21 protein-coding genes are annotated in these 17,346 nt (G+C 43.6%); 3 read left to right on the top strand and 18 right to left on the bottom strand.

Going from position 1 to position 17,346, the window contains the following annotated elements; genetic code table 11:
- Nucleotides 1–40: 40 nt before the first annotated feature.
- The gene (gene nifA, locus WAO38_RS03480; RefSeq protein ID WP_422234393.1) at nucleotides 41–1,678 is read left to right on the top strand and encodes a nif-specific transcriptional activator NifA; all 1,638 of its coding nucleotides are present in this window, start codon (nucleotides 41–43) and stop codon (nucleotides 1,676–1,678) included.
- On the opposite strand, the gene WAO38_RS03475 is transcribed toward nifA, so the two are convergent.
- From WAO38_RS03475 to WAO38_RS03450, 6 genes are all read right to left on the bottom strand, one after another.
- On the bottom strand, nucleotides 1,675–2,655 hold the full coding sequence (locus WAO38_RS03475) for a diguanylate cyclase (RefSeq protein WP_422234391.1): 981 nt from the start codon (nucleotides 2,653–2,655) through the stop codon (nucleotides 1,675–1,677). The two genes, nifA and WAO38_RS03475, sit on opposite strands and share 4 nt — an antisense overlap.
- A gap of 6 nt (nucleotides 2,656–2,661) precedes the next feature.
- Entirely contained in the window at nucleotides 2,662–3,486 is an 825-nt protein-coding gene (locus tag WAO38_RS03470) for a helix-turn-helix domain-containing protein (RefSeq protein WP_422234389.1), read from the bottom strand.
- 169 nt (nucleotides 3,487–3,655) lie between these two features.
- A complete protein-coding gene (gene nifT, locus WAO38_RS03465) occupies nucleotides 3,656–3,868 on the bottom strand; it encodes a putative nitrogen fixation protein NifT (protein ID WP_422234387.1) in 213 nt (70 codons plus the stop codon).
- A 121-nt stretch (nucleotides 3,869–3,989) separates the two neighbouring features.
- Nucleotides 3,990–5,648: an FAD-dependent oxidoreductase gene (locus WAO38_RS03460; protein ID WP_422234385.1), complete on the bottom strand. Its 1,659-nt coding sequence runs from the start codon at nucleotides 5,646–5,648 to the stop codon at nucleotides 3,990–3,992.
- Nucleotides 5,638–6,759, bottom strand: a complete 1,122-nt coding sequence (locus WAO38_RS03455) for an aldo/keto reductase (RefSeq protein WP_422234383.1) — start codon at nucleotides 6,757–6,759, stop codon at nucleotides 5,638–5,640. Before WAO38_RS03455 ends, WAO38_RS03460 begins: the two co-directional genes overlap by 11 nt.
- Nucleotides 6,759–7,736: an iron-sulfur cluster assembly scaffold protein gene (locus tag WAO38_RS03450; RefSeq protein WP_422234382.1), complete on the bottom strand. Its 978-nt coding sequence runs from the start codon at nucleotides 7,734–7,736 to the stop codon at nucleotides 6,759–6,761. The genes WAO38_RS03455 and WAO38_RS03450 overlap by 1 nt, the downstream gene beginning before the upstream one ends.
- 221 nt (nucleotides 7,737–7,957) lie before the next feature.
- On the opposite strand from WAO38_RS03450, the gene WAO38_RS03445 reads away from it, so the two are divergent.
- Nucleotides 7,958–8,353, top strand: a complete 396-nt coding sequence (locus WAO38_RS03445; protein ID WP_422234380.1) for a P-II family nitrogen regulator — start codon at nucleotides 7,958–7,960, stop codon at nucleotides 8,351–8,353.
- 61 nt (nucleotides 8,354–8,414) lie between these two features.
- On the opposite strand, the gene WAO38_RS03440 is transcribed toward WAO38_RS03445, so the two are convergent.
- From WAO38_RS03440 to WAO38_RS03390, 11 genes are all read right to left on the bottom strand, one after another.
- On the bottom strand, nucleotides 8,415–8,558 hold the full coding sequence (locus tag WAO38_RS03440; RefSeq protein WP_422234378.1) for a hypothetical protein: 144 nt from the start codon (nucleotides 8,556–8,558) through the stop codon (nucleotides 8,415–8,417).
- Between the two features lie 104 nt (nucleotides 8,559–8,662).
- Entirely contained in the window at nucleotides 8,663–9,928 is a 1,266-nt protein-coding gene (gene rpoN, locus WAO38_RS03435; RefSeq protein WP_422234376.1) for an RNA polymerase factor sigma-54, read from the bottom strand.
- A 136-nt stretch (nucleotides 9,929–10,064) separates the two neighbouring features.
- Complete coding sequence (locus tag WAO38_RS03430) at nucleotides 10,065–10,355, bottom strand: 2Fe-2S iron-sulfur cluster binding domain-containing protein (protein ID WP_299930524.1); 291 nt, start codon at nucleotides 10,353–10,355, stop codon at nucleotides 10,065–10,067.
- Nucleotides 10,356–10,422: 67 nt separating this feature from the next.
- Nucleotides 10,423–10,806 (bottom strand): 2Fe-2S iron-sulfur cluster-binding protein, encoded by a 384-nt coding sequence (locus WAO38_RS03425; protein ID WP_422234374.1) that lies wholly within the window; start codon nucleotides 10,804–10,806, stop codon nucleotides 10,423–10,425.
- A gap of 82 nt (nucleotides 10,807–10,888) precedes the next feature.
- On the bottom strand, nucleotides 10,889–11,395 hold the full coding sequence (locus WAO38_RS03420; RefSeq protein WP_422234372.1) for a nitrogen fixation protein NifZ: 507 nt from the start codon (nucleotides 11,393–11,395) through the stop codon (nucleotides 10,889–10,891).
- Nucleotides 11,352–11,726: a nitrogenase-stabilizing/protective protein NifW gene (locus WAO38_RS03415; RefSeq protein WP_422234371.1), complete on the bottom strand. Its 375-nt coding sequence runs from the start codon at nucleotides 11,724–11,726 to the stop codon at nucleotides 11,352–11,354. Before WAO38_RS03415 ends, WAO38_RS03420 begins: the two co-directional genes overlap by 44 nt.
- A 36-nt stretch (nucleotides 11,727–11,762) precedes the next feature.
- On the bottom strand, nucleotides 11,763–12,278 hold the full coding sequence (locus tag WAO38_RS03410; RefSeq protein ID WP_422234369.1) for a flavodoxin: 516 nt from the start codon (nucleotides 12,276–12,278) through the stop codon (nucleotides 11,763–11,765).
- A gap of 11 nt (nucleotides 12,279–12,289) precedes the next feature.
- Nucleotides 12,290–12,745, bottom strand: a complete 456-nt coding sequence (locus WAO38_RS03405; RefSeq protein ID WP_422234367.1) for a NifX-associated nitrogen fixation protein — start codon at nucleotides 12,743–12,745, stop codon at nucleotides 12,290–12,292.
- 1 nt (nucleotide 12,746) lies between these two features.
- Nucleotides 12,747–13,199 (bottom strand): nitrogen fixation protein NifX, encoded by a 453-nt coding sequence (nifX, locus tag WAO38_RS03400; RefSeq protein ID WP_422234365.1) that lies wholly within the window; start codon nucleotides 13,197–13,199, stop codon nucleotides 12,747–12,749.
- Nucleotides 13,189–14,487 (bottom strand): nitrogenase iron-molybdenum cofactor biosynthesis protein NifN, encoded by a 1,299-nt coding sequence (nifN, locus tag WAO38_RS03395; RefSeq protein WP_422234363.1) that lies wholly within the window; start codon nucleotides 14,485–14,487, stop codon nucleotides 13,189–13,191. Before nifN ends, nifX begins: the two co-directional genes overlap by 11 nt.
- 74 nt (nucleotides 14,488–14,561) lie before the next feature.
- Complete coding sequence (locus tag WAO38_RS03390) at nucleotides 14,562–15,563, bottom strand: GTP pyrophosphokinase (protein WP_422234362.1); 1,002 nt, start codon at nucleotides 15,561–15,563, stop codon at nucleotides 14,562–14,564.
- A gap of 291 nt (nucleotides 15,564–15,854) precedes the next feature.
- Between WAO38_RS03390 and WAO38_RS03385 the strand changes: the two genes are divergently transcribed.
- Nucleotides 15,855–16,439, top strand: a complete 585-nt coding sequence (locus WAO38_RS03385) for an NAD(P)H-dependent oxidoreductase (protein ID WP_422234360.1) — start codon at nucleotides 15,855–15,857, stop codon at nucleotides 16,437–16,439.
- Nucleotides 16,440–16,448: 9 nt separating this feature from the next.
- On the opposite strand, the gene WAO38_RS03380 is transcribed toward WAO38_RS03385, so the two are convergent.
- Nucleotides 16,449–17,282 (bottom strand): mechanosensitive ion channel family protein, encoded by an 834-nt coding sequence (locus WAO38_RS03380; RefSeq protein WP_422234358.1) that lies wholly within the window; start codon nucleotides 17,280–17,282, stop codon nucleotides 16,449–16,451.
- Between the last annotated feature and the right edge of the window lie 64 nt (nucleotides 17,283–17,346).

Genomic DNA, 17,346 nt, shown 5'->3' with positions numbered 1-17,346 from the left:
TACTACAATTACCTTACAATTTATAGACAAAGATACTGAAATGATGACATTTGAAGCAAACATTCCCAATCGTGAAGAGTGCCAGACCTGTCCGCTTACCTTTGCGTATAAGGAGATAAACCTCCTGTATGAAGTTGCCGTAATGCTCACCAGCACGTCTGACATCAATGAGAATATTGAAAAAGCGATGCGCCGCCTTAAGCAGCATAGCTACCTTGAACGATGTGCCCTCTTTCGTAAAAAAGATGAGGCGAATGAACTTGAGCTGCTCGCCTCTATCGATCTGGAACCCTATCAGAAAAAAATGGCTTCATACCGTTTCGGCGAAGGAGCTACGGGGTTAGCGGCAAAAAGCCGTGAACCGATCGTCATCGAAAATATTCATAACAATATCAACTACCTTAATAAAATGGGGAATATTTCGACCCAAATGGTTTCGTATGTCGCCGTACCGCTTCTCCAGGATGAAGAAGTCATCGGCGTCATTTCGGCCAATCTTGGTAAAAACAGCCCTCTCAATTTTGACGAGATTGTCCGGATGCTCACGATCGTCGGCTCTCTCTTCGTCGGAGCGCTGAAAGTGCAACAAAAGATAACCAAGGAAAAAGAGTCTCTCTCTGAGCTCAAAACCTATTATCAAGAAGAGATGCAAAAAGACTACAAATTTGAAAACATTATCGGCCACTCGACAAAAATGCAGCAGGTTTTTGGAATGATCAATACGGTAGCACCGACCGATGCCACGATCTTGATCCGGGGAGAAACGGGAACCGGTAAAGAACTGATCGCCACTGCGGTACACAACCTCAGCCGCCGCCAAAACGGACCGTTTATCAAGCTTAACTGTGCCGCAATCAGCGAAACATTGTTGGAATCTGAGCTTTTCGGACATGAAAAAGGGGCATTTACCGATGCCCGTGAAATGCGCAAGGGTCGGTTTGAACTGGCTGACGGCGGAACATTGTTTCTCGATGAGATCGGGGATATTACCCCGTCGCTCCAGGTCAAACTGCTCCGTATTTTGCAAGAGCAGGAGTTCGAACGTGTCGGCGGAAATAAAACGATCAAAACGAACGTCCGTCTCGTCGCCGCAACCAATCGCAATTTGGAGGAGATGGTACGCAAGGGAGAGTTTCGTGAAGACCTGTTTTACCGTCTCAACGTTATCCCCATCAACTTGCCGCCGCTGCGTGAGCGTTATGAGGATGTGAAGCTTTTGATCGAACACTATCTCCACCGTTTTATGAAAGAGCATCGTAAAAATATGCATTTTACCAAAGGGGCGATGGAGCTTTTACTCGATTACCCATGGCCGGGTAATATTCGTGAGTTGCAAAATACGATGGAGCGGATCGTCCTGATTTGCCCGGACGGAGAAATTCAACCGGAGATGCTCAGCCATGTATTGCCGTTTAACTATCAAAAGCTTTATATGCAGTCATCCGAAGCACCTGCACCTATGAGTGCTCCCGCAACGGCATACGCAGCACCAAGCTCGCAGCCTCCCCCGGCACCCGGAGGCCCCGTAACGCGGAAAAGTCTTCAGGAACTCGAACGTGAATCGATCATTCAGGCCTTGATCGATTCCCACGGAATCCAAACCAAAGCGGCTCGCACCTTAGGGATGAGCGCGCGGCAGATCGGATATAAAATCAAACAGTACGGAATCGAACTCTAAACGATTTCGGCACGGACGGTATTTTTTCCGTCCTTCTTAGCTTGATAAAGCGCTTGATCGGCACGCTCGATTACCCCTTCCAGAGTATCGCCGATATTAACGGACGTCAGACCGAAGCTGCAAGTCACATGAACATTTTTCTCAAAACAATGGGTCTCGATTCTCGCACGAATCTGTTCGGCTATTTTTAACACATTGATAGAATCCGAGTTGCGAAGCAAGATGGCAAACTCTTCTCCCCCCCAACGGATGAAAATATCCGATTTTCGAATGGATTTACTGACAATCTCGGTAAGGGTTTTGAGTACCGCATCACCGATATTATGACCGTAAGTATCATTGATACTTTTAAAGTCATCGATATCAAACATCAAAAGATAAACATTGATGCCGTAGCGTTCTCCGAGATGCTGATGGGCGTTAAATACCTCTTCGAGCAATCTGCGGTTTCCGATTCCGGTCAGGGTATCGGTTGTTGCCATTTTCAACAACTTTCTTTCCCCTTCTCCGACAAGTCCCATCATCGATTGGATCATATTGTATTCATGTTTGATAAGCGGAGTGAGCTGCGTATAACACAACGCGAGAAGATGCCGTCTGTCGATCACCCCGACTAGCTCGTCGGTATCATGGGTTACTACAATCTTTTCATAACGGGCATCGTTCATGGTATCAAGGACATCCGCGATACTCATATTCGAATAAAATGTATGCAAAGGAGCCGTCATAAACTCTTTAACCGGACGGGAAAGATTATTGCTGTCATTGATTGCACGTATCATATCTTTAAGAGTAAGGATACCGATCGACAACGCCTGATCGACAATAATGACGACATCCGTCGAATAAGTGGAAAAATGATTCAATACTTCTTCTAATAAAACATCGCTTTCAAAAGTAGAAATTACCCGTTCATGACTAAAAAGATTTCCGATCGGCGTCGAGTGATTTACCGCCTGTGCTTCTGTAATCTTCATGATACTCTAAATCGCCGTTTCGATATTGCAGTGGTATAAAAACTGCATTAATTCGGGGGATTGACGCTTCATCCTTTGAATATCGTTGAGATATTGTTTGAGCGGAACACCGTAAAGACGTTTAAAGTCATTTAAAAAATGGGATTGGTCATAATAACCGTTTTCACGCACACTTAAAGAGTCATAATTGTCTTCATAAATACTCTGAACCATTTTCTTCCGCTTGATCGTAATGATGTACGTCGACAGATTGATACCCAGATATTTTTTAAAATAACGGCGCAGCGAACTCTCCGAAATTCCGAAATGTTCGGCTACCGCTTTGGTCGCATTGCTGGGGAGATGGGCAAAATTGGCATTAACGTACTTCACGATTTCTCTGGTGAGGACATACGATGGATGATGAGATTTTTCATTCAGAAGATTGTCTACCAACTGAATGTATTGTTCACTTCTTTGCTCGTTATCGACTCGAATATCGATGATGGATCCCGGAGCGACATGATTGACCATCGATACCATCGGTGCTGAAGTAAGTCTGAACATGCCGCACGAACTCAAACGGATAATCGTCAGCTTCCGGCAGGATTTTTTAAAAAGAATTTTGATTTTAGGCGCTTGGGTAAATTTACCGCACACGACATCACCTTCAAATGTGTACTCTTTTCCGTTTAGTTCAAACGAAATAACCGCACAATTGTCATTTAGGATAATGTGTTCGTGGATGGACGGAGCACCCATAAACTTAAACTCGGTATTTTCATTATACTGATGAGTAGGAATATGATAAACGGAATGGATAAAAGGGTTTTGATGACAAATAATTTTCATAAATAAGTGATCCTTGACGACATCATAAATTATAATAAACAATAATAAAAATGTATTGTAAAATTCCGTCAAGAGCACAATAATTGCAGTATATGAGAAGTTTTGGGAGTGTTCTGTAATCAAAGGGAGATAAATACCCATTCGTCGAGTGAATGGGTGTGGAAGAATACTATTCGTCTATCCGTCTAGCCATAACTTCGGCAGGGAATTTTTTGATTCCCGGCTCGATAAACCATGTCTCACCATTGCTGAGTTTGACCTCACCGCCCCATTTGTCTTCGCTATCAAATTCAGAGCTCAAAATCGTCTCTTCCATATCTTTTTTAGCGACATAAAAAGAGATTGCCCCTTTTGAATCGTAACGCAGCATAACTTTTGCCATTGTGTTTCCTTTTTAATTTGATTGACGTATATTTACATTTGCCCTTACCCTGTCAAATGGGTGAGCGGTTCATGGTTCGACGAGCTCACCATAAACAAAAACCTTTTTTAAATTCATAGCCCTATTGGGCGTGAAAAAACTGCCGTATCCGATGCCACCAGTCCGATGAGAGGTGGCCTTCGAATGTAATCCGTAAAAATGTCCCGGCAAGACGGCGAATAATTGTATTCACTTCGTAATTGCGATCATCGGTTTGAGGAAAATCATCTCGGTAATGGACCCCTCTGCTCTCTTCACGCGCCAATGCACTCATCAGCATGGCTTCAGAAACAGTCAGAGCGTTACGAAACTCGATAATCGACATCAGTTCGACATTATCGCTGCGCTCTTTATTGACGCAGCACAGACCGGATGACATTTTCATCAAATAATGGACATATTCGAGTGCATTGGCAAGAGAATCATGGGTCCGAAAGACCCCTGCATTTTTATAGAGGTTATTCCCCAGATTTCGACGCATCGTATTGATATTAAAGCGGCTTTCACCTTCCAAAATAGTCTCGACATAACGCGACTCTTTGTCTACCAATGCATAATCGATCGGGTGGAACTCCCCTTTTTTTGCCGCACGGGACGCCTCAATACCGGCCAGACGGCCGAAATAGGCCGCTTCAAGCAAACTGTTTCCCCCTAGCCGATTGGCTCCATGTACTCCGTTATGGGCACATTCTCCGCAGGCAAATACATTGGGTATGTCGGTCGACGTATCGTTGCGGCTCCAGATTCCCCCCATCGTATAATGTGCGGACGGAGTGATCGGCAAAAGCTCACTCAAGATATCGATTCCCGCACCGTTGAGTGCATGTTTACGAGCTGAAGGGAGTTTTTTATCAATCAGTTCTTCGCCCAAATGACGGAAATCGAGGTAGACCGTATGACCTGCCATTTGATGACGTACAATATCGCGTGATAGCTTATCCCGCGTTTGAAGCTCATCCGTAAAACGTTCCCCCGTCTCATCCACGATATAGGCACCTTCACCGCGTGCCGCTTCGCTGATCAGAGTCCCGCTGTTTAAAAGTGTCGTCGGATGAAACTGAACAAACTCCATATTCGCCAAACGCATTTTAGCTCTCAATGCTATGGCGATTACATCGCCGCTGGATTCTTGAGAATTGGTGGAGTGACCGCGATAGATACCGGCAAAACCCCCTCCGGCTAAGATTAACGATTTACAGGCAAAAGCAATTACTTGAGAATCACGTCGGCGCAATACGGTGATTCCCGAAAGCTGGTTTTTAAAGGTTGCGATTGAGAGCATCTGATGGCTGGGGAAGAGTTTGACCCCTTCTTTACGGCACTGAACCAAAAGCGTTTGGGTGATTGCAGCACCGGTACGATCGGCGATATAACAGGTGCGCTTAGCCTTCGTCCCTCCGAAAGGGCGCTGCGCCACATTGCCTTCCTCATTACAATCAAATGCGACACCCATTGCCTGAAGCTCGTTAATGATCTCTTCGGCACCGGTGACCATCGCACTGACAGCCGAAAAACGCCCCAGTTTATCCGCCCCTTTGAGGGTATCGGCAATGTGTTCGCGTGAGGAATCATGGCGCGTCGTTTTCAGTACCGCATTGATTCCTCCGGAAGCTACGGCAGAGTTGGAACGCAGAGGATTGCTTTTACAGACCAGTGCGACATTCAATCCCGAACGACGCGCATAGAGTGCCGCATACAATCCCGAGATACCGCTGCCGACGACAATCACATCATACAGCATAGGCACCTTTCATCAATGTATTCACCGCTTTTGGTGAAGCTTCCGGCAAATAAGCCAAAACCGCATTATCAATTACATGTGCCGGATCAACGGCACCGAATATCGCACAAATCCCTCCGGCACTGCGGGCGAATTGCAAAGCGCTGGCAATATCGCTCAAATCACCGGTATTCATTAACTCTGCGACATTCGGGGCAAATGCTCTTTTAAAAAGATTTTTTTGGAGCAGCGGAGAGGAACCGATATACGTCAACCCGTAATGGGCGCATACATGCATCAGCGGGTAAAACATACCGTCACTGCTTTGTTGATTCGCATAACCGTAGGCATGCGGTTTTGCCAGATTAAAAGGACTTTGTATGTATTTGAATCCATGATTTTTTCCGCCGATACGCTGTGCGATCTCAACTACTTTACCTAAAGAGACATACTCAATATGATCTGATTCGTATAAAAAGCCGTTCCATGCCGCAATTCCGTAAGAGACGATTTTCCCCTCACTGCGTAATTCTTCAAAGAGGGTGAATGCTGCCTCGATACGTTCATAAAACGTCTCTTGATCAACATAGCCCAATTGTGTTTCAGGGTTGTGAAGGAAAAAAATATCGATGGTCTCAATCTCCAGATTACGCAGTGACTGCTCACAGCTCCAGCGTAAATACGCGGGTGACATACAGTGCTGATCGATAACGATCTCCTCTTTACTCGCCAATCCGGCATCAAGAATATTCTCTTGTATCCAGCCGTACGGATTATCGGGGAAAGGAAAATCCAAAGGGATAAAACCCGCTTTTGAGGCGATAATCACCTCTTCGCGTGTTATCTCTTTCTCTGCAAACATAACATTCAAGGCTTCCGCGATCTCCCGCTCAGACATCTGATAACGGTAGTTGATCGCGGTATCGATAAAATTGATCCCGCGGCGAAGAGCCGTTTTGATCGCTTCGGCGTAGTTGATAATGTAGTTATCTTCTTTATAAGGCTCAGCCTTATACGTTCCGATCCCCAAAGAAGGAAAAAAGAGTTCTCCGTTAAAACGGTAAAAATCTTTGGAATAGTTACCGAATTTTTTAAGATATCCGAATGTCCCCTCTTTTGTTGCGCGTGACATTAGACCACCATCACTCTTAGATTGGATTTAAGTTTGAAATTCAACATATCCTGCATACCGGCAAGCGTTGTTGTCGTATTCATCGAACAGCTCATACACTCACCCTTGTACTGGATGTAGAGTTCATGCCCTTCTTCGACCTCTTTGAGATCGATTACTTCAACGTCACCGTTATCGGCTTTGAGTGTAGGACGGATATACTCTTCAAGAATCGATTCAATACTGCGCAGTTTTTGTACCAGGCTCATCGCACTGAAATTACCGTCACCTTTGGCTTCTTTGATCTTTTTACTGATCGCTTCTTTGGTCAATTCAGCTTGGATTTCTGCCAACATATCGACGAGATAGACATCTTTTTTCTCATGTCCGCCCGGTTTGATACATGATTTACAGAATCCGCCCGCTTTCGTATAGTCGGTGATTTGTTCGATCGATTCGAGTTTGTTAAGACGGATCACCTCTTTGAGCGTATCAAGGCTGACACGAGCACATTCACAAACAATATATTCGGTCTCAAACTCCGACATATCGACCCCTTTATAGATCGATGCCGCTTTTTTGATGACATCATAGGCCATAACCGAACAGTGCATTTTTTGCCCAGGAACCGCAGGAATGTCTTCTTCGTCACGGAGCGCTTTTTCAACATCAATATTGGTGATTTTCAACGCTTCGTCAACGGTTTTATCCATACAGAGTTCTGCCATCATATCCGAGCTGGCAATCGCCGTCCCGCATCCGAAACTTTTAAATCGGCTTTTAACGATCGTGTCATTTTTTGGATCAATCATCCAATAAAGTCGTACCGCATCTCCGCAGCTCTCTGCACCGAAATCGGCAATAATCAATTGTTTTTCTGCCGCATCTGCTTCTTCTTGAGTGATCTCTCCCATATTGATCGGATCATTCATCCGTCGTTGTACTTCGAGAGAATATTCCTCCCATAACGCTCCGCCGATTAATGTGTCTCGTGCCATTGATTACTCCTTGATGGATGATAGTTGTTGAGGAGATTGCAAGAGGTGTTCTACAAGAAATATGACATTTTTGTCATCTTTAAGAACTAGAATAATAAATGCAAGAAATAAATATTACGTTAGTGTATACGCGAATTTGCGTTGCCTATTTAATAAGCAATTCATTTATCTTTGAGTGTTCGTATTCCAATATAATAACGTATTATTAAAAGGGGTTCACCATGTTTCAAATTACTGCTGTATTTAACCGCCACTGCCTAAACGATGTATTACGAGAGCTGTTTGATAACGGAATAGAAGGGGTAACCGTTACGGATGTCATTGGAAAAGGATCCCTCGGAATTGCTGAAAAGAACAATGCACCCGATTTGTATCCAAAAGTTATGCTCTTTATCGTTGTATCGGATGAGAAGCATAAAACAACGGCGATGGAGTGTATTCGATCGCACACGCAGGATTTGGGACACGGCGCCGGTAAAATCTGGATCACTCCGGTATTAGAGGTTGAACGTATCCGTACCGGCGAAAAAGACGATTCCGCCCTTTCACAACCGACTCCGCGTACTACACCTAAAAGCAATACTTTCTTCACCGCTGTCGATACGCCGTCGAGTTAATCTCTCTTTTCCGTAATCTCTTACGGAGAAGTAGATTCCTCGTCGTATTCGTTAGCGTTTCTTATTCGACCGCTATTCTTTCCCCGTGTTCAATTTTTTCTTTTCTCTTATAACTTTTTATCTGTTTTTTGATCTCTTGCTTCAACTCTTTTTTAAGCAAATTCTTGACTTGCTTTTTGACGATTTTTTTGATTTTACTACTCATTGAATATCCTTTGGTTTAACTTAGGACAATCATAGAGCAGATACCCTTGTTGCAATATTAAACGATAAATTACAACAGAAGAAGATATAGAGACAGAAAGAAGTTTAGAGAAGTTCGAGCTTATAGAGAAACTGCCGCTCTTTATACGAAGGGATGTCGAGTTCCTGACGGTATTTAGCGATGACACGGCGTACCATCTTCACTCCGAAACGCTCTTCTATCATTTCATGAAGTGTTTTGTCGCTAAACGGGTCATCTTTGTTTTCGCTCGTCACAAGACGTTTGAGAAAATGTTTGATCTCCGACGTCGATACTTCACCGATCGAGTTGGAGAAAAAATCTTTGAACGCATACAATCCGCGCTCCGTTTGGATGTACTTATCGGCAATAGCGCGGGAAATGGTCGATTCATTAAAACCCAGCTCATCCGCAACATCCTGAAGACGGAGGGGTTTAAGCTCTCCGCCCATAAAAAAGGAATACTGCTTTTCTATCAAGACCAAGGCGACATTGTAGAGCGTTGCTTTGCGCAAATCCAGAAGCTTGACCAGTTCCCGGGCCTCTTTGAATTTTTGTTTCGCGAACGTATCGTATTTGTCGATCATGTTGACCTGTAAATCGGGGTAAAACGCATGATTGATCCGGATATTCAGCTCAGAACCGGCAAACTCGACAAACAAATCCGGGGTGATTTGGGTTTCCGGCTCCATATATTCCAATGCCGGAGGATTTCTCAGATGCTGCAATACGTGCTTGGCGTCATGGAGTCTCGGATGATTGATGAATTTTTCCATCTTGTCAAACTGTAAGATCATCGCTCCCAGCAAAATACTGAGTTCATCGTCCAGATCATGATCACTAAGCTGAAACAAAAATGACTCTTTATAATCCACGGCACCGACTCCCGAAGGTTCCAAATGGGCAAATCGCTGTCGTACCCGTTCTACCGCATGGGCATCCGTGTCGCATTGCTCGGCAACCTCTTCGACACTCCCCTCGAAATACCCTTCGTCATTGATGTAATAAATAATTTGGCGGGCAATTTTTTGAGATATCGGGGTCGGAAACAAAGGGGCCACAATCTGTTCATCCAGTTTCTCGTACAACGAGGTTGAAGAGATACTGAGCCATTCGATTTGTTCACTGGAAGCATTGGAAACATAGTTTTGAAATGCACCGTAGGCTGATGTTCCGCCGGATTGGGCATTGGACTCTTCAAATCCCGATTTTACTTCCAGACATGGGTTCTCATTGGTAATCACCTGAAGATGCTTTTCGAGATCGTTTAACGAACATTGAAGCAGCGGTAACCACGTCTGCATCGAAAGTCTTGGCAGTTGCTTTTGTTTATAGGATAAAGATGTTTGCATAATAAGCCACCTAAAAAAATACACACTTTATGCTATGAAATGCATATTTTGTTCTTCTTAAAATTATAGGCTTTTATTAGGCAGAGTATTGATTAAAAATGAGGCAACTCAGCCAAAGCTGAGTTGTTATGAGGGTTTAGTATTTAATACGTACCAATCCGTTTGGTGCGACGACTTTCATCTGACAAGCAAGACGGGCTTTAGGGCTAGTTTCACCGACAGTTTTGAGAACAGCTTTCTCTTTGTCATTGATTTCACTCATGTATTCCATACCTGATTCGATCATTACGACACAAGTACCGCACTCACCGTCACGGCATCCGAATGGAAGTGCACTTCCAGAAGCTTCTACGATATCTTGGATCGTTTTGCCCGGGTGGACATTGATCGCCAAAAAGTCATTCATAATTTCTACGCGTGTTGTCATCCCAACTCCTTGTATATTATATTTTTGTAAATACTTCATGAGTAAAAGCTCATAAAGCCGCCATGAATCAGTTAAAAGGTTTAACTAATATTGAAGTGTTTTTGAGCGCACATTGACAAGCTAAACGAACCGGTGTCGGACGATTAAATTGTTGAGCGATTTCAGCTTCTTTTTTATTAATAGCACCCATTTGAATCAAAGTTTCAAGCTCTTTATCATCCATATAAACCGCTTGGCCCTTGGATGAATAATCTTCAACTGTTGAATCAATTGTTTCATCATTTGAAATTTCTTCAACACGTACTGCACAACTGCCGCACATTCCATCTTTACAATCGGAAGGAATAGTAATGCCGTTGCTTTGGGCAACACGTAGCAATACGTCACCGGTTTTAGCGAAAACACGTTTGTCCTGTTTTTCACCAAAGCCGCAAAAAATCACACTGACCATCTTAAACCTCCTCATAATTCCCGCACGATATACTCATGACTTTATATCAAATACGGTATGCACAAATCTCAAAAAGTGTAGATTACTCCCCCTCTTCTTGAGATTGCGCCGCTTTTTCGGCAGCTCTTTGGGCGCGATGTTCTTTGAGCCATTTCAACTCTTCGGCAACTTCGTCGTATCCGTCATCTTCGAGTGCATTTTCCAGCTCCGCCTCGCGGCAGCCGAACGTCAACCCTTCTTCGATAAAATTGACTTCATAAACACGAATTGTCTGCAAAAAATCGCCGATTTTTCGAACGTAGCCTTCCGAACCAGCTTCAACAAGAACATCCCCTACTTTTGCATGCGGATAGGTTCCGTCGTTTCGGATAGCTTTGACGAGCCGTACTCGTTGCCCGACTCTGAAAACGGAGAGAATCTCGTCTTTGGTCGACATTTTGTAGAGATTCGTTTTCCGTGCTTCATTATTGATCGGCATTGCTTCGCTGTCGCGTTCATAGGACTCTAAGCCGGCTTGTGCCGAATCAGCCGTTTTTTCTAAAAAATCAGAAGCTGATGGTTGCTTGGCTTGTACAGGCGTGGACTCCATGACTGACCTCCTCTACATCATTACAGCTGCTCGAGGTCGAACAGGTTCCGCATGCGCTCGGTTTATCGAACATTTCCCAGACATCTGCGGCGGATGGGCTATAGCCGTTCTCAAAGTTTTTATAGACCGTGATAAGGGCGAATTTATAAAACTCCAGCAATTTTGCATCGCTTCCCATATCATGCCCTTTCGATTTATCAACCAGCTCACCAAATTTTTTCATGATATGAAACCGTTTTGCGTTCACGAGACGCTCATCGTATTCCAAATCGAAAAAATCAAAGAAATCTTCGGTATCGGTAATTTTTTGAAATTCGGCTAATGTTCCCATCGTATGCTCCTTATATCTCTTAATGCAATTTTGACTCTACAGTCCCATTTCACTTTTTAGTTGACTCGCCCAGCCTTTGACACGATCTTCGGTCAAATCTTCTTGGTTGACGTCATCAAACGCCAATCCGCAAAATTTTCCGTCACGCTCAGCCAGTGAGTATTTATAGTCAAACCCCTCTGTCGAGGTAAATCCGTATGCACTCGCCCCTAATGATGTGAAAAGATCATGCATTTTCCCTAAAGCGCTGACGAAATGTTCGCCATGAGTTTTTTGATCCCCTGCACCGAAAAATGCCACTTTTTTGCCCTCAAGATCAGGACGGTCATTGCTCAAATCATAGAGCGGATCAACCCAGTCACGTTGAGGATCGCCTTGTCCCCAGGTAGAAGAACCGATCAATAAGACATCGAAATCTTCAAATTGTTCGATACCGTCAAAATCTTCTTCCATATCAATGAGCTCGGCACCCGAAAATTGTTCTTCCAACAATTCTGCCGCTCCTCGTGTTACTCCGCTGCTGCTTCCGAAAAAAATACCGATTTTAGACATGTGTAGGCTCCTTATCCTATTTTGTTACAAGGTTTATATTGTTCGTACGTTGCCATTGCATTGGCCAGGTGCTTATCACCGTCTTCAAACAACGCTTCAAGAGTACGGAACCCGAAACGGTGTGCGTCTTTAAAATACTTGTCCACGATACAGATACGATCCGCGATTACCGCACATCGTCCGAATCCTTCGTGACTCATCTCCATAATAACGTTGCAGACGACACCGGTTTGACGTTCAAATGCCAAAGCAAGCGCTTTGTAAATCATTTTGATGTCATTAGTGAGCATCTCATCAATATCAGCGATCAGAGGGATATTTTTAAGATCCTCTTTTGTTTTGACATATTTTTTGATCAATAGTTCTTCATCACTGGTTTTTGCCCAGTTGCCGAATTGATCGAGTGCACGAATTTGACGTATCAATTCTGTGCCGAAAGGGTTCATTGTTGTTTTTTCTGCTTCCATGTTATTCTCCTTCTGCCCATCTGTCTTGTCTTACGTCATGTTCTGTTTGCATTTGAATGATATTTTTAATCCACGGTGGCGGATTTCCATTGATCATCTGCACTAAACTTTTGAGGACGTCTTCGATTAATGTCGGCTCATTTACTTTCATTGGGTGGATACCAGAACGGATGACTTTTGCCGCCGCCGTACCGCCGATGCTTTCGCAATACATGATGTTGATCCCTTTAAGAGCGCGAACCCGAAAATCGGTTTTGTCATCATCTTCAATATCGTTCGTATCCGTTTTAATCACCTCGGAGAGGGAAAATCCGTCTTTGGAAACGTTATAGACAACAAATTCTCTCGCACCGCCGAAATGGGCGTTGATCTCTTCCATATCTTTTGTTGCAAAAGCAACTTTCATTGCATTATCCATGGTTCCATTCCCCTCTATTGTGATTTTAGTGTTCATGTTTAACCTTTCTCAATTCGTTAGCGATTTCAAACAAAAAGTACGTGCTTCCCTCGTACAGCTGATCGTTTTTGAGCTGATTCCCCAACTCTTCATAATTGGGGAATCCTCGGATAACGAGTGCCGTATGATGGTAAGAGTGCAAGATTCGTTCTGCATGAAAATTACTGATGACCATATCCGCATTTTCGAAGAAACCGCGTCCGTCTTCCAAGTCTCCGACGAACACTTTTTCGGCCTCAATCGTATGGAGAACATCGCTAAATGTCGTAGATATCGCGGCATCGATCGTTCCGCCGACACTACGGATCAATGCACAGATTCCTACTAGCATATCCGGCTCTCCCGTCACGACAAAATGGGAACTTCCGATCAAAAAATGGGCATCCAGCATTGCATCTTGCAGACGTGCGCGCCATCGTTTCATCAGAGGTTTAGGATCGGTATGTCGGATTTCCATAAGGGAGCTTACAAAATTGTCGCACCCATCCAATCCCATCAGATGATCAAAATGCAGATGCTGGATTTGAGGGTTCTTTTTGAGCAGAGCGAGGGCCGATTTTTTCATCGACGCACCGATACTGACCACGACCGAAGAATTTGCCAGATCACGAATCTGATCCACCGTGATTCCGCCATTGGCCAGTTTCCCCTGCCCCTCTTCCCAATACCCGTCCAATGAGGTGGAGAGATCCGGAAGCGCATAGGTCTCAAATCCGAAATCCTCACACAGACATTTGATTTTTTCTACCTCGATAGGCTGCATGCTCAGATGAGGCAAAAAGACAAGCTTGTTCGTTTTTATTTCGGTCGAAGCTTCACTCAGCTGGTCGATCATTGCCGTTACCGTCAATGCCCAGCCGCTCTCCATCCCACCCTCGTAATCGGGAGTATTGACATAGACATAAGGGATCTCGATGTGCATCCCTACTCCGCGCACATCATCGCCCTTAGTCTCGGTGAGTCCCGTCGTGTGCAGACCGATCATGGAAGGTTTCAAATTTTTTTCTTTGTTCTGGATGTTTTCGATCGCCATCAGAATCGAATAGTCTCCCCCATCAAGTACCGCAGTAATATCGCTCACCGACGTATTGCGAACGGCTATAGGCTCATTAAAATGGCGGGTAAAAAAGACTTTCGTATACGAGGCGCACCCCTGTGCGCTGTGCATCAGCGGCATACAATCCTTGACACCCAGATACGCGAGTGTCGCCCCCATCGGCTGGGAATGCTTGATCGGATTGACTTGAAGCGGTTTGTGTTCATGATGTGAAAGGGAGAATTCCATGACAACTCCTTGATGAAAAGGAGTATTGCAAGAAGTGTGCGAGAAGAAATAATTATATATTTTACATATCAGTATTAAAATGGTTCCGTTTTCATATTTCTGGATAACCAACTGGATACTTGAGCATATCCTATCCCTTCACGTAAAGCTTGTCGAGTCAGTCCAACATGTGTATAAAAAACACCATTGGCAATACGTTGCTCTGAATCTTCATTTGCACCATATATAGTCTGACTTTCAACTTCTACTCTCTCTACTTCCATAATGGCATTCATATTCGTTTGAATAATGTTTTTTAACTCTTCTGCAGTATTGATTTCAAAATGAAATAAATCATCCAATAATTCAGAATAATTTTCATCCTCATCTTTATTATTTGCTGGAAATAATTCAGTGAGTATAGATTGTACTATATCAACATTCAGAGGCTCTTTAGGGTCAAGGTTTTCTATTACGTTTTCAACATACAGTTTACGTTCATTAAGTATACGTTCAAACTCTAAATCAGCTGTTTCTAAAAGTGCTGATACACGGTTAATAGCTCTACGAAGTGGAGGCGGGACATTGTCTTCATGTTTATATTGCAATTTATGTGAAGCTGCTGCCCAAATGTGTTGAGCTAAAGTGCGAACTTGAATTTCAAACTTAAAATTTCCAAGATGAGAAAAACTGGGGATACTTGTCCAAGCTGATGGAATTTTTAAAATATAATGCTGAGACTGATATCCAAATTGATTCTCACTCAAACGACTTGCTGTATCTTCAACACTTAAAATATCAAAAGTTGAACGTAATAATGCATCAACGCGTTGTAAATCTGGGAGAAACAATAATATTACTCGTATTCCAATAAAATCATCAAGTTCATCTATTTTTTGTAAAGTTAATATCTTACGTTCAATTTTATCAGCAATAGACACCCACGACTTAACTCGTCCTTCCATTGGGACACCAAGGCTTATATTATTTGTAGTAAATAAATTATGTAATTGTTCTAATATAGCACTTTTAAGTTTCGATGCATTTTCAACTTGTAAATCAAAATCTTTTCGAAGGATTTCATTTGTATTTTTCACGGTTCACCTTATTATACAAAGCTTAAATTTAATAAAAATTCTGCTCATTATAGTAAAAATCAACTCATTTCATCTCTCTAACCGTATAATAAACGCCTCTTCCGCTTCCATGTCTCTCCAACACCCCATAATCAAACAATTTTTTAATACGATTCAGTCCTTTAATCGTATCAGAAACTGAAATGATTTCTCCGTATCACATCATAATATAACATGAAATAAAAATTCTAATCTCCCATTTACCGTAGCGGAGTACAATCCCTGTAATATCCCAATGCTAGGAAGACTATTATGAGAAACATCCTCCTCCTCAACCTCCATCAAAAATACGAAGGGTTCGCCAACGGCAACCTGAACCATGACCTCATCAGCGAAGCGAAAAAGTTTTTTACGGACCACGGCTATTCAGTCAAGGAAACGGTCATCGACGAAGGGTACGACGTCGCCGAAGAGCTCGAAAAGTTCCAATGGGCTGATGTCTTCTTCGTCCAGTCTCCGGTTTACTGGATGGGACTGCCGTGGCTGGCTAAAAAATATATCGATGAAATCTTTTCCGGCGGAAACGGTACGGTTACATTTATGAATGACGGACGCTCAAACGGCGGAGTTTACGGCAGCGGCGGATTAATGCAGGAGAAAGAGTACATGCTCAGTTTTACCTATAACTGTCCGCGAAGCGAGTTTGACAACCTTAACGGATTTTTTGACGGAATGAGTATCGATCAGGCGAATGTCGCTTTGCACAAGACATTCCAATTTTGCGGAGCCCACCCGTTAAAAAGCTACTCCGTTCATGATGTCTACAAACCGGGCTTTGATATCGAAGCTGCCCTCCAGAATTTGAACCGGACTCTTGTAGAAAACTTTTCGGCCTAAAAGCTGCCTCTACGCAACCGGGTTTTGCCCATAGAGATGAATATCTCTTTGCGGGTATGGGATTGTGACCTTCGCATCATTGAGCGCTTTGTAGACTGCCAAATTAACTTCATACTGGGTTTTGAAATAATTACGCGTAGGAACCCAGTACCGCATCCCGATCTCTACCGCGTTGTCTCCGAAATTTTGTATCCCCACAATCGATTTATTATCCCCCGAGAGGTTCTCAAATCCGTCGATGACATTTTTGATGAGGGCAATCGTCTTTTCGGCATCGTCATGGTACGAAATACCGACACTCGATTCCACGATCCGATAATCATAGGAGTTGACGATCACCTCTCCGATCATGTTCTTGTTGGGAACGGTGATCATCTCTTCATCTTCGGTACGCAGCGTCGTGTAGGCGAGCTTGATCTCTTCGACTATCCCATAGATATTGTTCACCGAAATCGTATCGCCGATTTTAAACGGACGGCTGATAACCAGCGAGATTCCCGCCGCAAAATTGGCGACCGTCCCTTGTAGCGCCAAACCTGCGGTCAAGAAGATGGCTCCGACGGCAGCGAGGAAAGGGGCGATGGAGATACCGAGTTTGCCGATAGCAACGATCACCATCGCACCGAAAACCAGTATCCGGATCCCGTTGGCGACAAATTTTCCGAGTGTCACATCAAAATCGTGTGTCGAGAAAAATCTGATCAATAGATTAAAAATGTATTTGGAAAAAAACCATCCGATAACGACAATGATCAGAGCACCGATGATTTGAAAACTGTAATTTGTCAAAAACTCGATCGTCAGCTCATAAAACTGTTGGACATAATGCAATTCCTGATTCATAGAATCTCCTTAACAACCGTATCGGTCTCAATAAAGCATATTATGCCCTATTCTGCAGCGATAC

This window comes from Sulfuricurvum sp., assembly GCF_049277495.1.
In the GTDB taxonomy this organism is placed as follows: domain Bacteria; phylum Campylobacterota; class Campylobacteria; order Campylobacterales; family Sulfurimonadaceae; genus Sulfuricurvum.
Note: the sequence above shows the minus strand (reverse complement) of the source record. Positions and strands in the feature narration are given on the sequence as shown.